At 63.8% G+C, this 19,255-nt stretch carries 15 protein-coding genes and 1 riboswitch; of the genes, 5 read left to right on the top strand and 10 right to left on the bottom strand.

The genetic code is table 11. The features are described from left to right. Positions 1–304: 304 nt before the first annotated feature. From atzF to AACY13_RS05825, 7 genes are all read right to left on the bottom strand, one after another. Entirely contained in the window at positions 305–2,110 is a 1,806-nt protein-coding gene (gene atzF / locus AACY13_RS05795) for an allophanate hydrolase (protein ID WP_339459940.1), read from the bottom strand. Between the two features lie 133 nt (positions 2,111–2,243). Continuing rightward, the gene (gene uca, locus AACY13_RS05800) at positions 2,244–5,900 is read right to left on the bottom strand and encodes an urea carboxylase (protein WP_339459941.1); all 3,657 of its coding nucleotides are present in this window, start codon (positions 5,898–5,900) and stop codon (positions 2,244–2,246) included. 181 nt (positions 5,901–6,081) lie between these two features. Continuing rightward, positions 6,082–6,717, bottom strand: coding sequence for an urea amidolyase associated protein UAAP2 (locus tag AACY13_RS05805; RefSeq protein WP_339459943.1), 636 nt, complete (start codon positions 6,715–6,717; stop codon positions 6,082–6,084). 11 nt (positions 6,718–6,728) lie between these two features. Then, on the bottom strand, positions 6,729–7,457 hold the full coding sequence (locus AACY13_RS05810; RefSeq protein ID WP_339459945.1) for an urea amidolyase associated protein UAAP1: 729 nt from the start codon (positions 7,455–7,457) through the stop codon (positions 6,729–6,731). Positions 7,458–7,466: 9 nt separating this feature from the next. Then, positions 7,467–8,258: an ABC transporter ATP-binding protein gene (locus tag AACY13_RS05815; RefSeq protein WP_339459946.1), complete on the bottom strand. Its 792-nt coding sequence runs from the start codon at positions 8,256–8,258 to the stop codon at positions 7,467–7,469. Further along, on the bottom strand, positions 8,255–9,070 hold the full coding sequence (locus tag AACY13_RS05820) for an ABC transporter permease (protein ID WP_339459948.1): 816 nt from the start codon (positions 9,068–9,070) through the stop codon (positions 8,255–8,257). Before AACY13_RS05820 ends, AACY13_RS05815 begins: the two co-directional genes overlap by 4 nt. An 82-nt stretch (positions 9,071–9,152) precedes the next feature. Then, the gene (locus tag AACY13_RS05825) at positions 9,153–10,220 is read right to left on the bottom strand and encodes a putative urea ABC transporter substrate-binding protein (protein ID WP_339459950.1); all 1,068 of its coding nucleotides are present in this window, start codon (positions 10,218–10,220) and stop codon (positions 9,153–9,155) included. Between the two features lie 67 nt (positions 10,221–10,287). Continuing rightward, a riboswitch (guanidine-I (ykkC/yxkD leader) is annotated at positions 10,288–10,397 on the bottom strand. A gap of 358 nt (positions 10,398–10,755) precedes the next feature. On the opposite strand from AACY13_RS05825, the gene AACY13_RS05830 reads away from it, so the two are divergent. Next, positions 10,756–10,929, top strand: coding sequence for a hypothetical protein (locus AACY13_RS05830; protein ID WP_339459951.1), 174 nt, complete (start codon positions 10,756–10,758; stop codon positions 10,927–10,929). Positions 10,930–10,946: 17 nt separating this feature from the next. On the opposite strand, the gene AACY13_RS22620 is transcribed toward AACY13_RS05830, so the two are convergent. After that, on the bottom strand, positions 10,947–11,123 hold the full coding sequence (locus AACY13_RS22620) for a hypothetical protein (protein ID WP_445262536.1): 177 nt from the start codon (positions 11,121–11,123) through the stop codon (positions 10,947–10,949). Positions 11,124–11,161: 38 nt separating this feature from the next. Between AACY13_RS22620 and AACY13_RS05840 the strand changes: the two genes are divergently transcribed. The 4 genes from AACY13_RS05840 to lapD all read left to right on the top strand — a co-directional run bounded on the left by AACY13_RS05840 (position 11,162) and on the right by lapD (position 15,034). After that, a complete protein-coding gene (locus AACY13_RS05840) occupies positions 11,162–11,635 on the top strand; it encodes a hypothetical protein (RefSeq protein ID WP_339459954.1) in 474 nt (157 codons plus the stop codon). 337 nt (positions 11,636–11,972) lie between these two features. Continuing rightward, positions 11,973–12,224: a DUF1145 domain-containing protein gene (locus tag AACY13_RS05845; protein WP_339459956.1), complete on the top strand. Its 252-nt coding sequence runs from the start codon at positions 11,973–11,975 to the stop codon at positions 12,222–12,224. Positions 12,225–12,414: 190 nt separating this feature from the next. Next, on the top strand, positions 12,415–13,077 hold the full coding sequence (gene lapG, locus AACY13_RS05850; RefSeq protein ID WP_445262534.1) for a cysteine protease LapG: 663 nt from the start codon (positions 12,415–12,417) through the stop codon (positions 13,075–13,077). A gap of 22 nt (positions 13,078–13,099) precedes the next feature. Then, positions 13,100–15,034: a cyclic di-GMP receptor LapD gene (lapD, locus tag AACY13_RS05855; protein ID WP_339459957.1), complete on the top strand. Its 1,935-nt coding sequence runs from the start codon at positions 13,100–13,102 to the stop codon at positions 15,032–15,034. Positions 15,035–15,357: 323 nt separating this feature from the next. On the opposite strand, the gene AACY13_RS05860 is transcribed toward lapD, so the two are convergent. Next, positions 15,358–15,696, bottom strand: coding sequence for a tryptophan synthase subunit beta (locus AACY13_RS05860; protein ID WP_339459959.1), 339 nt, complete (start codon positions 15,694–15,696; stop codon positions 15,358–15,360). A 71-nt stretch (positions 15,697–15,767) separates the two neighbouring features. Further along, positions 15,768–19,255 (bottom strand): beta strand repeat-containing protein (locus AACY13_RS05865; RefSeq protein ID WP_339459961.1); only part of this gene is annotated, 3,488 nt, incomplete at its 5' end.

Genomic DNA, 19,255 nt, shown 5'->3' on the forward strand with positions numbered 1-19,255 from the left:
GTTAAGCGCATTGTAGCCCCGGCCATCGGCATCTGTCGGCGCTATTGCGCGGCCCCGTAGGGCGAGTAGAACGAGTAATGCTCATTTACGACTCGTAAGCTCCACTTGATTCGCTTCGCTCACCCGGCGGGCCAGCCCATGGCTGTTACTTCGCTACGCTGCGTTTCTCGCCTGCTTTTGCCTTGTTTTGCCGGCCTCGCCTACATTTTTCAACGACCTGCGAACAGCGGGTGAGTGTAGGGTGCGCCGTGCGCTCCAGGGCCAGCCAGGTGCTTGGCGGTGCGCGCGGCGCAGCCTACGGGTCTCAGGCCTTGCTCTGCAGATAAGCCCGCCAGCCGCCGAAATGGCTGATGTCGACTGCACCGGCCAGCCCATAGGGTTCGCAGATAAAGCCGCTTTCCCAGCTGCCGTCGGCCAGCTGCACCTTGCCCAGGCCCAGGGGGGCCGGGATGCCGGTGAGGAAGGAACCCAGCTCGGCGCTCGGCAGTTCCCAGACTTCCACGGCGATGGCCACGCCGCCTTCGGCAACTCGCAGCATGCCGGGCCGCAACGGTGGACCGCCAGCCAGGGCGTAGAGCTGATAGTCCGACGAGCTGTGGGTGGCTTCGAGCAGCCGGCCGCCGCGCCGTTTGAGTTGCCAGTTGAGCGGCAGGCCATCCAGATGGGCACCGCAGACCACCAGCCGGGCGCGGTCATTGCGCGCGCTGGTGGCCGGCGCGGCTGGCTCCAGGCTGCGTTTGCCGGCCAGGGGCAGCGCATGTTGGCGTTGCAGGGCCGCGGCCAGGCTCAAGAGGTACTGGTCGGTAAAGACGCGGCCGAACAGGGTCACGCCCCAGGGCAGACCATTGGCCATAAAACCCGCCGGCACCGCGACGGCGGCGTAGTCGAGCATGTTCATAAAGTTGGTGTAGTAGCCCAGGCCGGCGTTGCGCTCCACCGGTTCGGCCTGCAGTTCGGCCAGGGTCACCGGGCGTGGGTAGGCCGGGGTCAGTACGCAATCGACATCGGCCATGATCTTGTCGCAGAGCGCTTTCAGCGCCTGCAGGCGGTACTGGGCGCGGAAGGCGTCGACGGCCGTGGTTCCCGGTGCCTTTTCCAGTACGGCGCGGATCACCGGCAGTACCGCGTCGGGCTGCTGCTCGATCAACGCGCCGGCGACGCTGTAGCGCTCGGCCACCCAGGGCCCTTCATAGAGCAGGCGGGCGGCTTCGAGGAAGGGCGCGAAGTCGATCTCCACCGCTTCGCCGCCCAGGCCCTTGAGCTGCTCGATGCTGGCGGCGAACAGCGCCGGGCTCTCGCTGCAGCCGAGAAATTCGAGCTGTTTGGGCACGCCGAAACGAAAACCCGGGCGGGGTGTGCCAAAGGCGCTGCCATCGTTCCACAGCGGGTTGACCCGGCTGTATTCGTCGCGCGGGTCGAGGGCGGCGGTCAGGGCCAGCAACTGGCTGGCCTCGCTGGCCGTGGCGGTGAAATAGGTGACGCAGTCCAGGCTGCGACAGGCGGGCACCACGCCTGCGGTGGAGAGCAGGCCCTTGCTGGCTTTCAGCCCGACCAGGTTGTTCAACGCGGCTGGCACCCGGCCGCTGCCGGCGGTATCGGTGCCCAGGGCGAAGCTGGCTACGCCCAGTGCCACCGCCAGGGACGAGCCGGCGCTGGAGCCGCCGGACGGATAGTCCGGATGCACCGAGTTACGGCAGGCCCCGTAGGGCGAGCGGGTGCCGTTGAGGCCGGTGGCGAACTGGTCGAGGTTGGTCTTGCCCAGTGGCACTGCCCCGAGGGCAAGCAGTTGCTCAACCAGGGTGGCACTCTGCTCCGGCGTGTAGGCAAAGGCCGGGCAGGCCGCGGTGGTGGGGATACCGGCCAGGTCGATATTGTCCTTGATGGCAAAGGGCACACCGTACAGCGGCAGCTCACTCGGCGACTTGTCATCCAGTGCAGCCAGATAGGGCTCCAGCTCCGCTTCGCTCAGCAGATGGATAAACAGCTTGAACTCGGGGTTAAGCGCCGCGGCCTGGTCGCGCAGGGCGGTGATCAACTGGCGCGGGGTGGTGCTGCCGGCCTGGTAGACGGCTTTTAGTGCATCGAGGCGTAGATCGAATTCGTGTTGCATAGGTAGCGTCCTCTGTAGGGTGGATCGGGGCGCGTAGCTGGCGCTTTACCCATCCACCGTCGATGCCGTGGCATCGCAATTGGGGTGGCCGCTTGGTGGATCGGTGAAGCGTGATCCACCCTACGGTTGGCTGTCAGGCTTCCTCGAGTACCACCACCCGCTGGCCGGCACGTACCGGCGAGCCGGGCTGTACGCGCACCTCGCTGACCACGCCGTCTATCGGGGCGAGCAGGGGGATTTCCATCTTCATCGACTCCAGAATCACCAGCACCTCGCCGGCTTTCACCGTCGCGCCAACCGCCACTTGCACCTGCCAGAGGTTGCCGGCGATATGGCTTTCGATGCCGTGCAGGCCGGCACCGAGCGGGGCGTCTTCGCCGAGATCAGGGGCGACTTCCTCGCTGTCGAAATGCGCCTGACCGGATTCGATCCAGCGCTGGCGCTCGGCGTCGAAGGCGGCGCGTTGCTGGCTGCGGAAGGCCTCGATGCCCTCGGCTTCGCGGTCGAGAAAGGCCTGGTAATCGGCCAGGTGCAGTTCGCTGTGTTCGATATGCAGGTCAAAGCGGCCCAGGGGGAAATCACGGCGGATGCGCAGCAACTCTTCGGCCGAGACCGGGTAGAAACGGATCTGGTCGAAGAAGCGCAGCAGCCAGGGCTTGCCGTCGAACGCCGCCACTTCGCGGTAGCGGTTCCACATCTGCAGGGTGCGGCCGACGAACTGGTAACCGCCGGGGCCTTCCATGCCGTACACGCACATATAGGCACCGCCGATGCCCACCGAGTTTTCCGCAGTCCAGGTGCGCGCCGGGTTGTATTTGGTGGTGACCAGGCGATGGCGCGGGTCCAGCGGGGTGGCCACCGGCGCACCGAGGTAGACGTCGCCCAGGCCCATCACCAGATAGCTGGCCTCGAAGACGGTTCTGTAGACCTCGTCGAGATTGGGCAGGTCGTTGATCCGGCGGATAAATTCCAGGTTGCTCGGGCACCAGGGCGCGTCCTTGCGCACCGTGGTCATATATTTCTCGATGGCAAGCGCGCAGGCCGGGTCGTCCCAGGACAGAGGCAGATGGACGATCCGCGAGGGCACCTTGAGGTCTTGCGCGGCGCACACCGCATCCCATTCGCCGGCAACTATGCCGAGCAGATCACTCAGGGCCAGGGTTTCCGGCTGGTAGTGCACCTGCAGCGAGCGAATGCCGGGGGTGAGGTCGATCACCCCAACCAGCTGCTTGGCCTCCAGCGCCTGCATCAGCGCATGGCCACGGAAACGCAGCACCAGATCCAGCTCCGGCGCGCCGATCTCCAGCAGCAGATGGGTGTCGCCGGACAGGCGCGCAACCAGGCGTTTATCGGCCTCGCCGATATCGAGGACGATGGGGGAGGTGAGGGTATTGTCTTTTGTAGGAGCGAGGGGGGCACCATAGCCCTTGCTCGCGATCAGCGATACCGAAGGATCGCCAGCAAGCTGGCTCCTACAGAGGTCGTTGCATTCAATATGGTTGCTCTTGGCCAGCTCCCGCGCCGTGGCGATATCCACCGCCACAAAGCGCACCTTATCCCCGGCCTTGAGCTGCCCCAGCTGCCACAGATCCGCCTCGATAATCGTCACCGGGCAGACAAAGCCGCCCAGACTCGGGCCGTCCGGGCCGAGGATCACCGGCATATCGCCGGTAAAGTCCACCGCGCCGATGGCGTAGGGGTTGTCGTGGATATTGGAGGGGTGCAGGCCGGCTTCGCCGCCGCTGTCGCGTACCCACTCAGGCTTGGGCCCGATCAGGCGCACGCCGGTGCGGCTGGAGTTAAAGTGCACCTCCCAGTCGGTGGCGAAGAAGGTCTCGATATAACCCTCGGTGAAGTATTCAGGCGCGCCATGGGGGCCGTAGATCACGCGGATTTCGCGCACGGCTGGCAGGGCGCTGCATAGCTCGACGGGCAGTTGTGCACCGCTGCTGGTATCGCCAAGCGGTAGCAGGTGCAGCACATCGCCGGCCCGCAGGGCACGACCGCCATGGCCGCCGAACTGGCCGAGGGTAAAGGTGCTCTTGCTACCCAGGTAATCCGGCACCTGCACGCCGCCACGCAGGCTTAGATAGCTACGTGCGCCTGCGCCCTGGATGGTGCCGAGGCTCAGGGTGCTGCCGGCCTTGATCAGCAGCGCGGTATTGAGTGGCTGCTCGCTGCCATCGACGCTTAGCGGGATCGGCGCGCCGGTTACCGCCACCACCGCATCGCTGTTAAAGCGCAGGGTCGGCCCGCTCATGGTGATTTCCAGGCCGGCGGCGGCAGTCTCGTTGCCCAGCAGGCGGTTGCCCAGGCGCAGGGCGCGACTGTCCATCGGCCCGGAGGGCGGTACGCCAACCGCCCAGTAGCCGAGGCGGCCGGGGACGTCCTGCACCGTGGTCTGGGTGCCGGCGCTCAATACCTCGAAGGTGCTGGCCTGATAGACCAGGTCGTCCAGGCAGCGGGTCCAGGGATGGCCGCTGGCGAAGGGGGCGTCGCGCAGGATCTGCCGCAGGTACTGGCTATTGGTTTCCACGCCATACAGCACTGTGTCGGCCAGGGCCTGACCGAGGGCGGTGCTGGCGGCTTCGCGGTTATCGGCCCAGGCGATAAGTTTGGCGATCATCGGGTCGAAGTAGGGCGGGATCTCGCAGCCGGTCTCGACCCAGGTGTCGATGCGCAGCGCTTGGCCGTCGGCCTTGGGGAAGGCGACGGCGGTGAGCAGGCCGGGGCTGGGCTGAAAATCGCGGCCGGGGTCTTCGGCGTACAGGCGCGCCTGGATCGCATGGCCGCGGGGTTTCAGGGTTTTTGCCAGTTCACTTAGCGGCGGCAGGTCGCCGGCCGCCAGCTCGATCATCCAGCGCACCAGGTCGACGCCCCACACCTGTTCGGTAACGCCGTGTTCGACCTGCAGGCGGGTGTTCACTTCGAGGAAATAGAAGCGCGCCGCCTCGCTGTCGTAGACGAACTCCACGGTGCCAGCGCTGCGGTAATTCACCGCCTTGGCCAGCTGGATCGCTGCCGCGCAGAGTTCATCGGCCATGCCGGACGGCAGGTTGGGGGCCGGGGTTTCTTCCAGCACCTTCTGGTTGCGCCGTTGCACCGAGCAGTCGCGCACGCCCAGGGCCAGCACTTCGCCGCAGCCGTCGCCGAATACCTGCACTTCCAGATGGCGGGCAAGCGGGATGTATTTCTCGATAAACACGCCGCTGTCGCTGAAGTTGTTCTGCCCCAGGCGCTTGACCGTGTCGAAGGCCTCGCTCAGCTCGGCGGCGCTGTTGCAGACGCGCATGCCGATGCCGCCGCCGCCGGCGGTGCTTTTCAGCATCACCGGGTATCCGACCTGCTCGCCGGCGATCAGCGCGGCGCCCTGGCTATCCAGCAGCTCGGTGCCTTCGAGCATCGGCACGCCATGCTGTTTCGCGAGAGCCCTTGCGGTGTGCTTGAGACCGAATACCCGCAGTTGCTCCGGGGTCGGGCCGACAAAGGCGATACCCGCCGCTTCGCAGGCTTCGGCGAAGGCGGCGTTCTCGGAGAGAAAGCCATAGCCGGGATGAATCGCGGTGGCCCCGCTGAGCTTGGCGACTTCTAGAATCTTCTCGACCACCAGGTAGGTGTTGGCTGCCGGACCTTCGCCGAGGCTGTGCGCCTCGTCTGCTTGCTGAAGATGCAGGCTGGCGACGTCGGCTTCGGAGTAGACGGCCACGCCCTGTACATCGAGGGCTCGCAGGGTGCGCAGGATGCGGCAGGCGATGGCACCGCGGTTGGCGATCAGGAGTTTGCTGAACATTCGAGGTGTCCTCGAAGGGGCGGGCCGTCCCGCAGTATTGGGTCTGCACCACGGTCGTCCGTGGTTGAAAATCAGGTGTGCCTTTTGTAGGAGCCAGCTTGCTGGCGATCAGCTGCGACACAAAAGCATCGTCGGAGTGCCGAACCACAGCAAGCTGGCTCCTACAGGTTGTTTGGCTTCTTCAATCCCACACCAGCACCTCGGCCGGGGTCGGGTTGTAGCCGTTGCAGGGGTTGTTCAGTTGCGGGCAGTTGGAGATCAGTACGATCACGTCCATATGCGCCTTCAGTTCGACGTATTTGCCGGCGGCGGAGATGCCGTCTTCGAAGGTCAGGCCGCCTTCTGGGGTGACCGGCACGTTCATAAAGAAGTTGATATTGGCGCTGATGTCGGCTTTGTTCAGGCGGCCGTCGTGCAGGCTGGCGCGCAGGAAGTTGTCGCGGCAGCTGTGCATATAGCGCGTGTCCAGGGCGTACCTGACCGTGTTGCTTTCCTGGGCGCAGGCACCGCCGAGGGTGTCGTGACGCCCGCAGGTGTCGGCGACGATGCTCAGCATCGGCTGGCCCAGGTTGGAATACAGCACGCTGCCGGTGGTCAGGTAGACGCGGTTCTGTTTGCGCAGGGTGCGCTGCACGTCGTAGCGCTCGCGCGGGTTGCGCGCCGAGTAGAACAGCGTATCGACCGCCTGGTTGCCTTCCAGGTCGAGCAGGCGAAGGGTCTGGCCGGCTTTTACTTCACAGAGAAAGGGCTCGCCGGCACCGATGGTGGCGCGGTACACCGCCGCTTCGGAGTGTTTGTCGCTTGCGATAAGAGTCATGCTGGCCACCCTCAGAGATACAGACGTTCGGTGTTATGGAAGCCGCGCTGGTTTTCCGCGCGCGAGGTGCGGCACAGCACGCTGATGCCGTCGCTGGCCACTGCATGCCAGCTCAGCTGGAGCGGCTTGGGCGCGTATTCGAGGTTGGGGTCCATGGGGTGCTGCAGGGCGGTCAGCACGACCAGCGTGTCCATCGGCGCGTACAGCTCGATATAGTCGCCGGCCTTGGAGTTGCCCGGCTGGAAGTGGAAGCAACCGTCGCTGTCGACCGTGACCTTGCTGAACAGGTTGAGGCACATCAGCAGGTCGGCAAGGCCCAGGTTCCACTTGCCCATTTCCACCAGCAGGTTGTCCACGCCGTTGCGAAAGAAGCCGTTGCGCAGCTCCTGATAGCAGCCCTGACCGTATTTTTCGGCAACTTCTTCGGCATTCAGTACGCCGCCGAAGCTGTCATGCCAGCCGCAGGTGTCGGCGGTGATGGCGGCGAGGACCCGGCCCATATCCGAGTACAGGCAGTGGCCGGCGGTGAGCTTGGCGGTGTGCTGGCACTTGAGGCTGTCGGGCAGATTCAGCCGTTCGCTTTTTTCAACGGCGTTGAGCAGCAGCAGGCTGACATTGGCCGCGCCTTCGAGATCGGTGATGCGCAGCAACTGACCACGCTTGAGGACAAAGGAGGTGTGGCCACCGCCGGGCACGAATTCTTCGTAGAGGGTGGGGCGCAGGGTCGGTGCAGCTGTCATGGCAACTCCTTACAGGGCCGGGTGCAGCTTGCCGGCGATATGCGCGGGCAAGGCGTCGACGGCGGCGCGCCGGGCGCGGCGGTCGCTGTTCAAGGGAATGTCGTAGGTGATGCGCGCACCGAAGGCATTCGGTGCGTGAGGGTCGACGCGGGTCTTGTCGAACACCAGCAGGCGGGTGCCGAGGCTGAAGCCCTCGCTCAGATCATGGGTGACCATAAACACGGTCAGGCCGGTGGCGCGCCACAGCTCCAGCAGCAGAGTGTGCATGTCCTTGCGGATACCGGGGTCGAGCGCGCCGAAGGGCTCGTCGAGCAGCAGTACGCGCGGCTGCATGATCAGCGCCTGGGCAATTGCCAGGCGCTGCTGCATGCCGCCGGAAAGCTGACTGGGGTACTTGTCCAGGGCGTGGCCGAGGCCGACCTTGTGCAATATCACTTCGGCCTGCTCGCGGGCCTCGCGCTTGGCGCGGCCAAACAGCCGGCCGAGCAGCGGCGCGCGTGGCAGTTCCAGGCCGATGGCGACGTTATCCAGCACGGAGAGATGGGGGAACACCGAATAGCGCTGGAACACCACGCCGCGGCTGCTATCGGGCTCACCCGCCAGCGGCTCGCCGCCCAGCAGAATCTGCCCGCGGCTGGCGCGCTCCTGGCCCAGTAGCAGGCGCAGAAAGGTCGACTTGCCACAGCCGGACGCGCCGACCAGGGTGCAGAATTCGCCTTCGCTGATGCTTAGATTCAAGCGCTCCAGAACAACCTGATCGCCATACTCCTGCCATACGTTTTTGACCTGAATAAAGCTCATGCCTTGGCCCCCTCATACCAGGGGAAACACAGGCGGGTGAGCTGGCGCAGGCCCAGGTCCATCAGCCAGGCCAGCAGGGTGATCCAGGCCACGTAGGGCAGGATCACGTCCATGGCCATATAGCGGCGCACCAGAAAGATCCGGTAGCCGAGGCCGTCGGTACTGGCGATGGCTTCGGCGGCGATCAGAAACAGCCAGGCCGAGCCGAGTACCAGGCGCAGGGCGATCAGCAGGCGCGGCAGGATCTGCGGCAGCACCACGCGCAGAATCAGGGTCCAGGTGCTGGCCCCCAGGGTTTGCGCCTTGATCAGCAGTTCCGGCGGGATTTCCCGGGCGCGCTGTTCCAGGTCGCGGGCCAGCACCGGGGTGATGCCGATCACGATCAGCATCACCTTGGATAACTCGCCGAGGCCGAAGACGATAAACAGGATCGGCAGTATCGCCAGCGGCGGCACCATCGACAGCACCGTGAGCAGCGGCGACAGCGGTGCGCTGAACAACGGCAGGGTACCGGCGGCGATACCCAGACACAGGCCGACCAGGGCGGCGATGCCGATGCCCATGGCCAGGCGCTTGAGGCTGGCGGCGCTGTCCTGCCAGAACAGGTAGTGGCCGCTGCGCTTGTCTTCGGTAAAGGCCAGGCGCTCGATGGCGGCTCCCATCTGGCTGGCGCTGGGCAGCAGCTTGTCGTTGGGGTTGTCCGCCAGGCGCTGCGCCGAGCCGGCAAAGTAGGCGAACAGCAGCAGGGCGAAGGGCAGTAGGATCAGCAGCAGGCGACCGCTGCGATCCGGGTGACGGTTGATCAGGCGCATAGGGTATCTCTGCGTAGGGTGCGCCGTGCGCACCATCGGTACTCGTGGGAGTGGGTGGTGCGCTCGGCGCACCCTACGAGCCTCAGAGCGTGCCGTCAGCCGCCATTTGCATATAGCTGGGGTCAAAGCGCAGCTTGAGGTTGCCGCTGTCGCCGGTGGCCACACCCTTGGCGAAGCTCATGCCGATGGCGTCGCTGCTCTGCGCGCCTTCGCCGAGCAGGCCATGGGCGAAGGAGAATTCGGCGACCTTGCTCATGGTGGCCGGCAGTTTCGGGCTGTTGGCGAATGCCACGGCGTCCTTGGCCGAATAGAACATCTTGGTGACCGCCAACTGCGCTTCGTAACCGGCCAGGTCGGTGCCGGAGGCCTTGGCCATATGCTCGCGGGCGGCAAGGCCGGCCGGGGTATCGGCGCTCATGGTGGCCATGATTTCGTACCAGGCACCGGTCAGTGCCTTGCCGAACGCCGGGTTGTCCTTGAGGGTGTTGCTGTTGACCACCATCAGATCGATGATCTCGCCGGGGATCTGGCTGGAATCGAACACCTTGGTCACGCCTGGGGTGGCTTCGATCTCGGCCAGCAGCGGGTTCCAGGTAGTCACGGCGGTTACGTCGCTGGTGGAGAAGGCAGCGACCAGGTCTGCGTCGGAGGTGTTGACCACTTTCAGGTCTCTCTCGCTGAGGCCGGCTTTTTCCAGGCCGCGGGCCAGCAGGTAATGGGAGACGGACAACTCGACCAGGTTGACCGGCTGGCCCTTGAGGTCGCCCAGGGTCTTCTTCTCGCCCTTGAGCACGATGCCGTCGTTGCCGTTGGAGAAGTCACCGATGATCAGTGCGGTGGAATCGATGCCGCCCGCGGCAGGGATGGTCAGGGCGTCCATATTGGTCATGCTGCAGCCATCGAACTGGCCGGCGCTGTACTGGTTGATCGACTCGACGTAATCGTTGATCTGCACCACATCGATATTGATGTCGTACTTTTTCGCCCACTTGTCGACGATGCCTTCTGCGGCACCGTATTCCCAGGGCATCCAGCCGGCATAAATGGTCCAGCAGACGCTGAAGTCGCTTTTCACTGCGGCGTGGCTATTGAGGCTGATGGCGGCGACCAGGCCGGCGGCGAGAGCGGAGAACAGACGGGGCTTACGCATGGTGGAACCTCCAGTTCGAAAGTGGGCGGGCAGGAGTGCGCGGCGGTTTCCCCATCGCTGGGGCGCGTTCTCCCGGGCTTTTATCCCGCCGTGTAACCTCGAAGGAGGTCGCCAACTCTCGGACCAGCCAGCCGTCGATCCTCTGATCGGCGGCCCGGAACCCTAGTCGGCTATTGCAAATTGTGGTGCCGCGATCCCGCATGGCGGGTTATTCCTGCACGCTGGTTACTAAGCGAACATCGTGCCAGTTGCCCCGCAAGCCTCTGGCGCGGGGTGCGAGTGGGGTACCCCGCGATTGAGTCCTGGGGTAATTGCGCTGTTGTGGTGCGTGTTCGGTTGGGTGTGCCGCAATAAAGTGCGGGTATGGGGGTGGCCGCTGGGCTTGGCGGGTTGGTCTGGGCGCGGGCTGGTTCTCTATTGTCAGGCAATTGAACAGGTGCGCTCCGGCGCTGTCGAAGTTCATACCCGCTCCGTTTATGGGAGCCAAGGTAGCCGCAGGCACCTGATGCCTGTGGAAAATTCAAGGAGTATCGCAATGCGTGTTCTAACTCTGATGGCTTTAGTGCTGTTGCTTGGTGGCTGTACCTTCAGCGCGCCGGGTGTGCATGCGCGCATCGGTGAACCTGTGCGGGTGGATGTGGGGTATGGCGGTGGCGGTGGCAATGGTGGTCATTGTCCACCGGGTCTACGTATGCAGGGGCGTTGCTGATGAAAACTTATTTGAGCTTATTTCTGGTCGCCATCCTGGCCGTCAGCGTACAGGGCTGTAGCCTGCGTCTTCCAGGCATCGGGATCGATATCGGCGACAGCGGTGGCGGTCCACCCCATTGCCCGCCAGGGCAGGCGAAAAAAGGTCGCTGCTGATTCGCAAGTTCGATTGCAGCGGTTCCAGAAGGCCAGCATTTGCTGGCCTTTTATCCACTGGCGGTACGGAGGCCAGCATGCTGTTTAAATCCATGTTTATCGCGTTGTTGGGGCTGACCCTGACCGGTTGTGCGGTATACGGCGGCAGTGGCTATGGCCATCGCGGCTATGACCGCCATTATTCGACCAGCTATTACCATGTGCCGCGCCAACCGGTGTATGTGGTGCCACGCCACTATCGGCACGACAGTTACCGCTATGACGCGCGCCGCCATGACGGTCATCGCTATGACGGTCGCCGTTATAACGATGATCGGCATGCGCCGCGCCGCTATGTGCCGGCCCCCGCGCCGCGCCATTATCAGTCCAATGGGCACAAATACCGCGGCATAGAGCGCTCGGCCAGCTGGGAGGGTCGCGGCGAGCGCCGGCAGGAGCGGCCACGTCAGCAGCGTCAGGAAAATGCTCAGCCGCGCCGTCAGGATGGCCGCCAGCGGGGGGCCGAGCAACGCGGCGATAATCGGCGTGGCTGGGAACAGCAGCGCAACTAGCAGGTTGTTGAGAAACGTTGGCGAGGCAGCCAGCGCAAGGCACAAACAGGCGAAAAAGCGCAGTTTACGAGCTGTAAATGAGCATTTTGAGCCTGTTTTTAACGCCGCGATGGCAACGCAGGTAGTTTTTCAACAGCCTGCTAGTGGCCCGCAGGGCCGGTGCAACCAGGCGGCTGCGGCCTACGGCTGAAGCCGCCATCTTCCCTCTATAGCTCCTTGCGCCCGGCCGCAGCCTAGGGGCGGCGGCTGCCGGTATATGGCTCAACCAAAGTCCAGCGGGCAGCGCGGCTCGACTGCGGCATCCTCGGTGCTTCCATTGCACGCGAGGAGTCTACCGATGCATCTGCTGAGTTTTGCCAAGGGCGCGCTGGCCATGTTCTGGCTGCTGGCGCTGGCCAATCTGTTCGTACCTCTGGGCGAGGCCTGGTTCTGGCCGGTCAACCTGGCCGCTGCGGCGGTGTTGCTGGCCCATGTCGGCGAGGTGCTGCTGTTTCGTCAGCGTTTGCAGGGGCGTCCGCAGCCCTGGCTGGAACGGGCCCAGGTGCTGCTGTTCGGTGTGCTGCATATCCAGGGCCTGCCCAGGGCCTGAACTGTCCCCGCTAAACCTCTTCCTCGCGGTCGCTCATCGGCATCGGGCTGTGTGCCACCGCGATGGCGATAAACACCACCCCGGCCCCCGGCCGCCGTCCAACCGTGATTGCCTTTTGCCAGCGTGGCCCGCACCATGGCCGCCATCTTGTGGTGGAAGTCGTGGCGTGCAGTCGGGCTGGATCGAAATTCTGCGTGTTTCTGGAGGCAAAGCCGCGCTGGCTCTTGCGCTGCTGTTCGTCCTGGCGGCGGGCATGTTGCGTGCCGACTGGGATTTCGGCCATATCACCACGCGGGCCGAGCAGCTGTATGGCCCCCTGGGCGAGGGCCGCGCGCGTCTCAATGATTGGCAACGGCTGTTGCAGGAGCAGGCTGGAGCCGATGAGCTGGAGCAGCTCAAGGCGGTCAATCGCTTCTTCAATCTGCGTCTGCGCTTTCGTGACGATATCGCCATATGGCGGGTGCAGGACTACTGGGCCACGCCGGTCGAGGCGCTGTGGCGTGGGGCCGGCGACTGCGAGGACTATGCGCTTGCCAAGTATTTCAGCCTGCGCCAGCTCGGCGTGCCCAGCGACAAGCTGCGCATCACCTATGTCAAGGCGGTGCGCCTGAATCAGGCCCATATGGTGCTGACCTATTACGCCCATCCGCTGGCCATGCCGCTGGTGCTGGATAACCTGATTGATGCCATCGAGCCGGCCAGTCAGCGCAGTGACCTGGTACCGGTGTATTCCTTCAATGCCGAAGGCCTGTGGTTACCCGGTGCCGGTGGCGGCAAGCAGGTGGGCGACAGCAAGAAGCTGTCGCGCTGGCAGGATCTGTTGAAAAAGATGCGCGCCGAGGGTTTCCCTTGAGCGTGCCTAGCGGGAGTCACTGATGTCTTTGTTCAAGCAGCTGTTTATTGCCATCTGCGTGTTGATGCTGGTGAATTTCACCGGCAGCTTCCTGGTCAGCGTGGAGAGTTCCCGCGAACAGCAGGTTAACCAGCTGCGTGCCCACGCCCAGGATGCCGCCACCGCCCTGGGCCTGTCCCTGAGCCCGCATGTCGATGATGTGGCGATGATCGAACTGATGGTCAGCTCGATCTTCGACAGTGGTTATTTCGAGAGCATTCGCGTGGTCGACCCTGCCAGCGGCGAGTTGCTGGTCGAGCGCATCGGCGCTCCGGTCTCGGGGGAAGCCCCGCAGTGGTTTGCCCGCCTGGTCGATCTGGCCCCGGCCCGCGGTGACGCGATTGTCAGCGACGGCTGGCGACAGGCCGCCCAGGTGCAGGTGATCAGCCATCCGCTGTTCGCGGTTGGCAAACTCTGGCAGAGCGCCCTGGGCAATCTGCTGTGGCTGGCCCTGAGCGGTGTGTTCTGTGTCGGTCTCGGCGTATTGTTGCTCAAGCGCCAGTTGCGCCCGCTGGATTATATGGTCGAGCAGTCCAACGCCATCGCCCGCCGCGAATTCCTCAGCCTGCCGGAATTGCCCAAGACTCCAGAGTTCCGCCGGGTGGTCAATGCCATGAACCAGATGGTCGGCAAGCTCAAGGCGCTGTTCGCCGAGGAGGCCGCCCGCAGCGAGGTGCTGCGCGCCGAGGCCTATCAGGACAGCCTGACCGGCCTGGCTAACCGGCGCTATTTCGATCTGCAACTGCATGCTCGCCTGAGCGTCGAGGAACAGGCCTGTAGCGGTTTTCTCCTGCTGCTGCGCTTGAACGACCTGGCCGGGCTCAACCAGCGTCTCGGCGGTCAGCGTACCGACCAGTTGCTCAAGGCCGTCGCCGAGCTGTTGCAGCAGTCGAGCCAGGGGCGCTTTGTGCTGGCGCGCAACCGTGGCGGCGAGTTCGCCATTCTGGCGGCGGGCCTGGAGCGTGGTGAGGCCCAGCAGTTGGCGGAAGATCTCGAGCGTGCGCTGCTCAGCCTGCAGCAGACCGGAGCCAGCGATTGCCTGCCGGTGGCCCACCTCGGCCTAAGCGCCTTTGCCCCGGGCGATGAGCCGCAGGACCTCTATCGCGCCCTGGATGCCGCCCTGGCTCAGGCCGCGAGCCAGGCCCAGCCGAACTGGGCCTTCAGCGCGACGAGGGTGTCGGCAGCGGCGGTGGATGAGCGGCAGAACTGGTACCGCCTGCTCGATCAGGCGCTGACACAGGGCCGCTTGCAGTTGTTCTTCCAGGCGGTGGTGGCCGCCGACGAGCCGGAGCGGGTGTTGCACCATAAGGTGCTGGCGCGGCTGCTCGATGAGCAAGACCGATTGTTGGCGGCGGGGCGCTTCCTTCCCTGGCTGGAGCGTTTCGGCTGGTCGAGCCGGCTCGATCTGGCCATGCTCGAACAGGTGCTGCAGCAGATGGAAAACCATGGTGCCGCGGTGGCCCTGAGCCTGTCCGGCCACACGGTACGCGAGCCCCAGGCCCTGGCCCGGCTGTATGAGCTACTGCAGCAATACCGCCACCTGGGCCCGCGTCTGAGCCTGGAGCTGGATGAGGACCAGCTGCCCGAACAGGCTGAGCTGGAGGCCCTGACCCAGCGTTTGCGCGGCCTGGGCTTCAGCCTCGGCCTGCAGCATTTCGGCGGGCGCTTCAGCATGATCGGCAACCTGGCCAAGCTCGGCCTGGCCTATCTCAAGGTGGATGGCAGCTATATCCGTGCTATCGACCAGGAAAACGACAAGCGTCTGTTTATCGAGGCCATGCAGCGCGCGGCCAACAGCATCGACCTGCCGCTGATCGCCGAGCGGGTGGAAACCGCAGGGGAGTGGCAGGTGCTGCGCGCCATGGGTATCGAAGGCGTGCAGGGGCGTCTGTTCGGCGAGCCGGGGCCCTGGGCATAGGGCCGAGCCAAAACCAATAGGGGCCGGCAAGCCGGCCCCTATTGGGGGATTCGGTGTGTCGAGGCGGTAGAGCCTATTTACGATCTCGCAAGCTAGAGTCCTGCAAGGCAGAAAACAGGCGAGGAGGCGGAGTGTACGAGCTGTACATGAGCATTACTCGTTTCACTCGCCCTTAGGACCGCGCTGTAGCGCGTTAGCCGCAAGCGGCTTTCCGAGCCTGTTTTGACTCGCTTTGCTCGCCCTCCGGGCCAGCCTGCGGCTGTTACTCCCGTTGGTCGTTGCAACGCAGCAGGACCGACGCGCAGCAGATCGTAAACAGGTTCTTAGATCAGCTCCGACTCATCATCATTGATCAAGCGATGCAAGCCGCCCAGCGCATCGCGCGCCTTGCTGCGGCCGACCAGTTTGCTCTGCGCCGCTTCCGGCAGATCGGTGATACGTACCACACCCTTGCGGATCAGTACGGTGATCAGGTCTTCCAGCACCCGGATCATGTCCAGATCGCTCTGCTGGAGTTGCAGCAGGCTGCTTTCGACCTTCTGGTTGGCATACCAGGCCTGAGCCTCCTGACTGTCCGCCGCCAACTCGCCATCCATGCCTTCGAAGGGCGCGGCCTCAACCTGTTGCAGGTTGCCCCACGCATCACGCTTTATATACAGCATCGACCGCTCCTTGCCTTAGTGGCCACCCTGGATAAACAACCCCGCTCCTTATGGTAGCGGGGTTCTGTCTATCAGATATGGTCGGTCTTGATCATCGGGTCGGCCCCGGCGATCAGCGAGTTGACCAGATCGGACGGACTCAGGTTACCTGGGTTCAGGTTGACGGGCGTGCCGTTGTTCTCAAGTTTGATGCTGGCGTCGGCATTGCTGCCGTCGGCGTTGAGCACGCCGGTGCTGCTGATCAACAGGGTCGAGGTGGCCGTATCCACGCGCAGGTACTGGGTGATGTCGCTGGTGCTTTCTTCGTTCTGCAGCAGATCGCGCAGGTCGATGCGGTCGCCTTCGGTTGTGTTGAAGTCCTTGATTACGTCGTTGCCGCTATGCCCGGCCTGCCAGACGAAGGTATCCGCACCGCTGCCACCGAGGAGAATATCGTCGCCCTCGCCACCGATCAGGATGTCGTTGCCGGCACCGCCATCGATATAGTCGTTGCCATCACCGCCTGTCAGCGTCGAGCTGGCAGAGCCGCCGATAATGGTCTTGGCGCTGCTGGTGCCGCCGTCGCTGACCTCCACTGTCAGGGTCGGGACGAAGCCGCTGGGCAGCGCCGTTTCGGTGACCAGGTAGAGCTTGTCGGTGCCCGATGTGGTGGTCGGCGTGTTCAGTAGAGCGGTATAGGCGCTCAAGTCATATTCGCCCTGGGCGTTGGGGGTGATCTCCAGATAGCTGCCATCGGCGCGCACCACACTGAGAGTGGTACCCGCTGGCAGGTCGCTCAGGCTCAGGCCGGTAAAGGTTTCCGCCGTGCCGACGGTGTCCTGTACCACGGCGTAGAGGTCGATCGGGTAGGTGTAGCTGGTCAGCCCGGTCGGACTCGCGTCCAGAGCGATATAGTCGATCTGGAAGCCGTTGTTGTTCTGCGAGTAGGTGTTGCTGGTGTCCTGGCTAATGGACATGCTTTGCATGTCTGAGCTGATCGAGTAAGTGAAGTTTGCCGAGCCATTGCCGCCCTGGTTGAACTTGCTGCCGTCGATATATGACTCGACGGTTGCCTTGGTGATGGTCCCGCTAACGCCGTTATAGGATACCGACCAAGTGCCGCCCGGGTTCACTGTAGCGACCAGGGTCACGGTGCTGGTGGTGCCGCCATTAACGACATCCAGCACTAAGTTGACCTTGAGCGAGGAGGCCGAGAAGCTCCCTCCTGTCGACGTGATGGTGCCGGAGAGGGTTCCGCTGGTAAGGTCGCCAACTTCGAGTCTGCTGCGGACCAAAAGGGAGTCATCGGAAGCATTCTTAAGCCCCATGGCCATGTACTGCATGCCGGAGGGGAAGGTCATCGTGATGGTGTCTGAACCGTCTATTCGGTTATCGCCACCGCCGGAAGTAATTGCCAGCTTGCTACCATTCGTCCAGCTAAAAGGTGTATTGGGGTTGCCGGTGGAAAGGGTGATGCCGTTCTGCAGTGTGTAGCTTGATAGGCCGGCAAGACCACTGCTGCCTGAGCTGAGATTAATCGTGTTGACTACAGGCACACCGATAACCAGCGAAACATCGTTGCCGGGCACGGCGTCGGCGACCGGGTTGATGCTGATGGTGCTGATGTCCGTATCGATCAGCGCACCACCCGCACCGGTATTGCCGTTGTCATTGCTGACCATGGTCAGGGTGACATTGCCGCTGGCGTCAGCGACCGGTGTAAACACCGGCTGACTGGCTGCGTCGGCGAGGTAGGCGTTGATATCCGCCAGGCTGCCGCTAAGCACCAGATTGCCGGTGCCGGAGCCCGTGACGTTTACGCCTGCGTTCGAACTGGCGCTGAGCAGGCCACTGCTCACGCTCAGGGAGACCGAGATACTGCCCGCATCGACATCCACGTCACTCACCGAAAGTCCGCTGAGCTTGAGCGTGGTGTCTTCATTGGTCGTGTAGCCAGCCGGCAATTGGTTGACCGGCGCATCGTTGACCGGGTTGATCACGATGGACACGCTGGCCGGCGTTTGATCCACGTTACCGGCGACATCGCTCGAGAGGTACTGGAAGTCGGTGCTGCCATTCCAGTTGGCGTTCGGCATGAAGCTCAGGTTGGCCTGGTTGCCGATAGCCGGGATGGCCTGACCAACCAGGACCGCCTGGCCGTTGTAGATCAGTGTGCCGTTGCTCGGCAGGCTGGTGATGGTGAAGTTGGCAATGCTGCTCGATGCGTCGGTCGCGCTGAGCGTGACGACAACCGAGGTGTCCTCATTGGCAACGACGGCTAGCGCATTGGTCTCGGGCGCACCAATATCGCCGATGGTGACGGTGCTGGAGGTCGACTCAGTGTCGGCCCCGTCCTGGGCCGTTGCGGTTACGGTGACGCTCAGGCTGCCAACCGGGTTACCCGGGACAGTCATCTCCAGGCCGGTAATGGTTACGCCCTTGGTGGTGGGGTCAACCACCACGGAGTAGCCGCCCGCACTGGTCAGCGGCAACGTCCAGGTGCCGTCACCGTTATTGGTGCCGACAGAGAGGCTGGCACCTGTAGGGACTGCAACCGTAATGCTGGCAATCGACTCGGAGTAATCGATATCCGTCGGCGTGGCCGTGATGGTCAACGGATAGCCGATGCTGGAAACAAACTCGATCGAGTTGATCAGGTAGTCATCTCCAGCGCCCGGAGCGCTGAACTCGATTCGGCTGATCGCCGTACCGTTGTCGCTTGTCAGCGTGATGGCCGGATCGACGACATCGGTCAGCCCGGCGATTGTGCCACTGCCGATGGGGTTGCCGGCGCTGTCGAAAAGCTCATAGGTTGCCCTTTCGCCGGTGTGCAGCCAGGCGAAGCTCACGGTCGCGCTCGCAACCGGTGCATCGAAGTCCACCACGATGCGTTCGGACTGGTCGCCAGATTGGCCCAGTTCGTTGTCGGCACCGGAGGCATTCCCCACGACGCCAAAGCCCACGGGGCTGCCGTTGATGGAAATCACCCCTGGAGTGCCGTCGAGACTGATGGCGCTGACGCTAAAGCCCTGACCGCTGGCTGCGACGTTGGCGGTGGTGATGGTTGTGGTGCTGATGCTGCTTGCGCCCAATTCGATGGTGACGATAGGCGCATCGGCTACTGGCGTCACATCGAAGCTGAGGGTGTTGGGTACGAGGGCGAACTGACCGGCCTGATCGCTGACCGAGAAGGTCAGGGCGCTGTAGTTATCGCCACTGGCATCGGGTGCGGGGCGGAATGTCAGGTTGCCCAGCTCGGCCAGGCTAATGACCTGGCCAGCGGTGACCGCTGTACCGTTGAGTTGCAGTGAACCCGCCCCTGGCAGGCTATCGATTCGCACCGCCTGCAGGGCATCGCCGACGTCTGGATCAGCAAAGCCGAAGTCGGCAGCACTGAAGCTGTGGCTGCTGTCTTCGTTGAGGCTGATCGTGCCATCGCTGCCGGTGGGAGCGTCGTTGACGGCGTTGACGTCGATGCTGACGCTGGCCGTATCGGTGTCGCCGTCGATGTCCTGGGCCACATAGTCGAAGCTGATGGTGCCGTTGAAGTCGGCTGCCGGAACGAAGGTCAGGCTGCCAT

Source organism: Pseudomonas sp. EA_105y_Pfl2_R69, assembly GCF_963970915.1.
Taxonomy (GTDB): Bacteria; Pseudomonadota; Gammaproteobacteria; order Pseudomonadales; family Pseudomonadaceae; genus Aquipseudomonas.

Bases quoted from the DNA above. Each gene is read 5' to 3' on its own strand.
- atzF (WP_339459940.1), bottom strand. From the start codon at position 2,110: ATGCAACACGAATTCGATCTACGCCTCGATGCACTAAAAGCCGTCTAC.
- uca (WP_339459941.1), bottom strand. From the start codon at position 5,900: ATGTTCAGCAAACTCCTGATCGCCAACCGCGGTGCCATCGCCTGCCGC.
- AACY13_RS05805 (WP_339459943.1), bottom strand. From the start codon at position 6,717: ATGACTCTTATCGCAAGCGACAAACACTCCGAAGCGGCGGTGTACCGC.
- AACY13_RS05810 (WP_339459945.1), bottom strand. From the start codon at position 7,457: ATGACAGCTGCACCGACCCTGCGCCCCACCCTCTACGAAGAATTCGTG.
- AACY13_RS05815 (WP_339459946.1), bottom strand. From the start codon at position 8,258: ATGAGCTTTATTCAGGTCAAAAACGTATGGCAGGAGTATGGCGATCAG.
- AACY13_RS05820 (WP_339459948.1), bottom strand. From the start codon at position 9,070: ATGCGCCTGATCAACCGTCACCCGGATCGCAGCGGTCGCCTGCTGCTG.
- AACY13_RS05825 (WP_339459950.1), bottom strand. From the start codon at position 10,220: ATGCGTAAGCCCCGTCTGTTCTCCGCTCTCGCCGCCGGCCTGGTCGCC.
- AACY13_RS05830 (WP_339459951.1), top strand. From the start codon at position 10,756: ATGCGTGTTCTAACTCTGATGGCTTTAGTGCTGTTGCTTGGTGGCTGT.
- AACY13_RS22620 (WP_445262536.1), bottom strand. From the start codon at position 11,123: ATGCTGGCCTTCTGGAACCGCTGCAATCGAACTTGCGAATCAGCAGCG.
- AACY13_RS05840 (WP_339459954.1), top strand. From the start codon at position 11,162: ATGCTGTTTAAATCCATGTTTATCGCGTTGTTGGGGCTGACCCTGACC.
- AACY13_RS05845 (WP_339459956.1), top strand. From the start codon at position 11,973: ATGCATCTGCTGAGTTTTGCCAAGGGCGCGCTGGCCATGTTCTGGCTG.
- lapD (WP_339459957.1), top strand. From the start codon at position 13,100: ATGTCTTTGTTCAAGCAGCTGTTTATTGCCATCTGCGTGTTGATGCTG.
- AACY13_RS05860 (WP_339459959.1), bottom strand. From the start codon at position 15,696: ATGCTGTATATAAAGCGTGATGCGTGGGGCAACCTGCAACAGGTTGAG.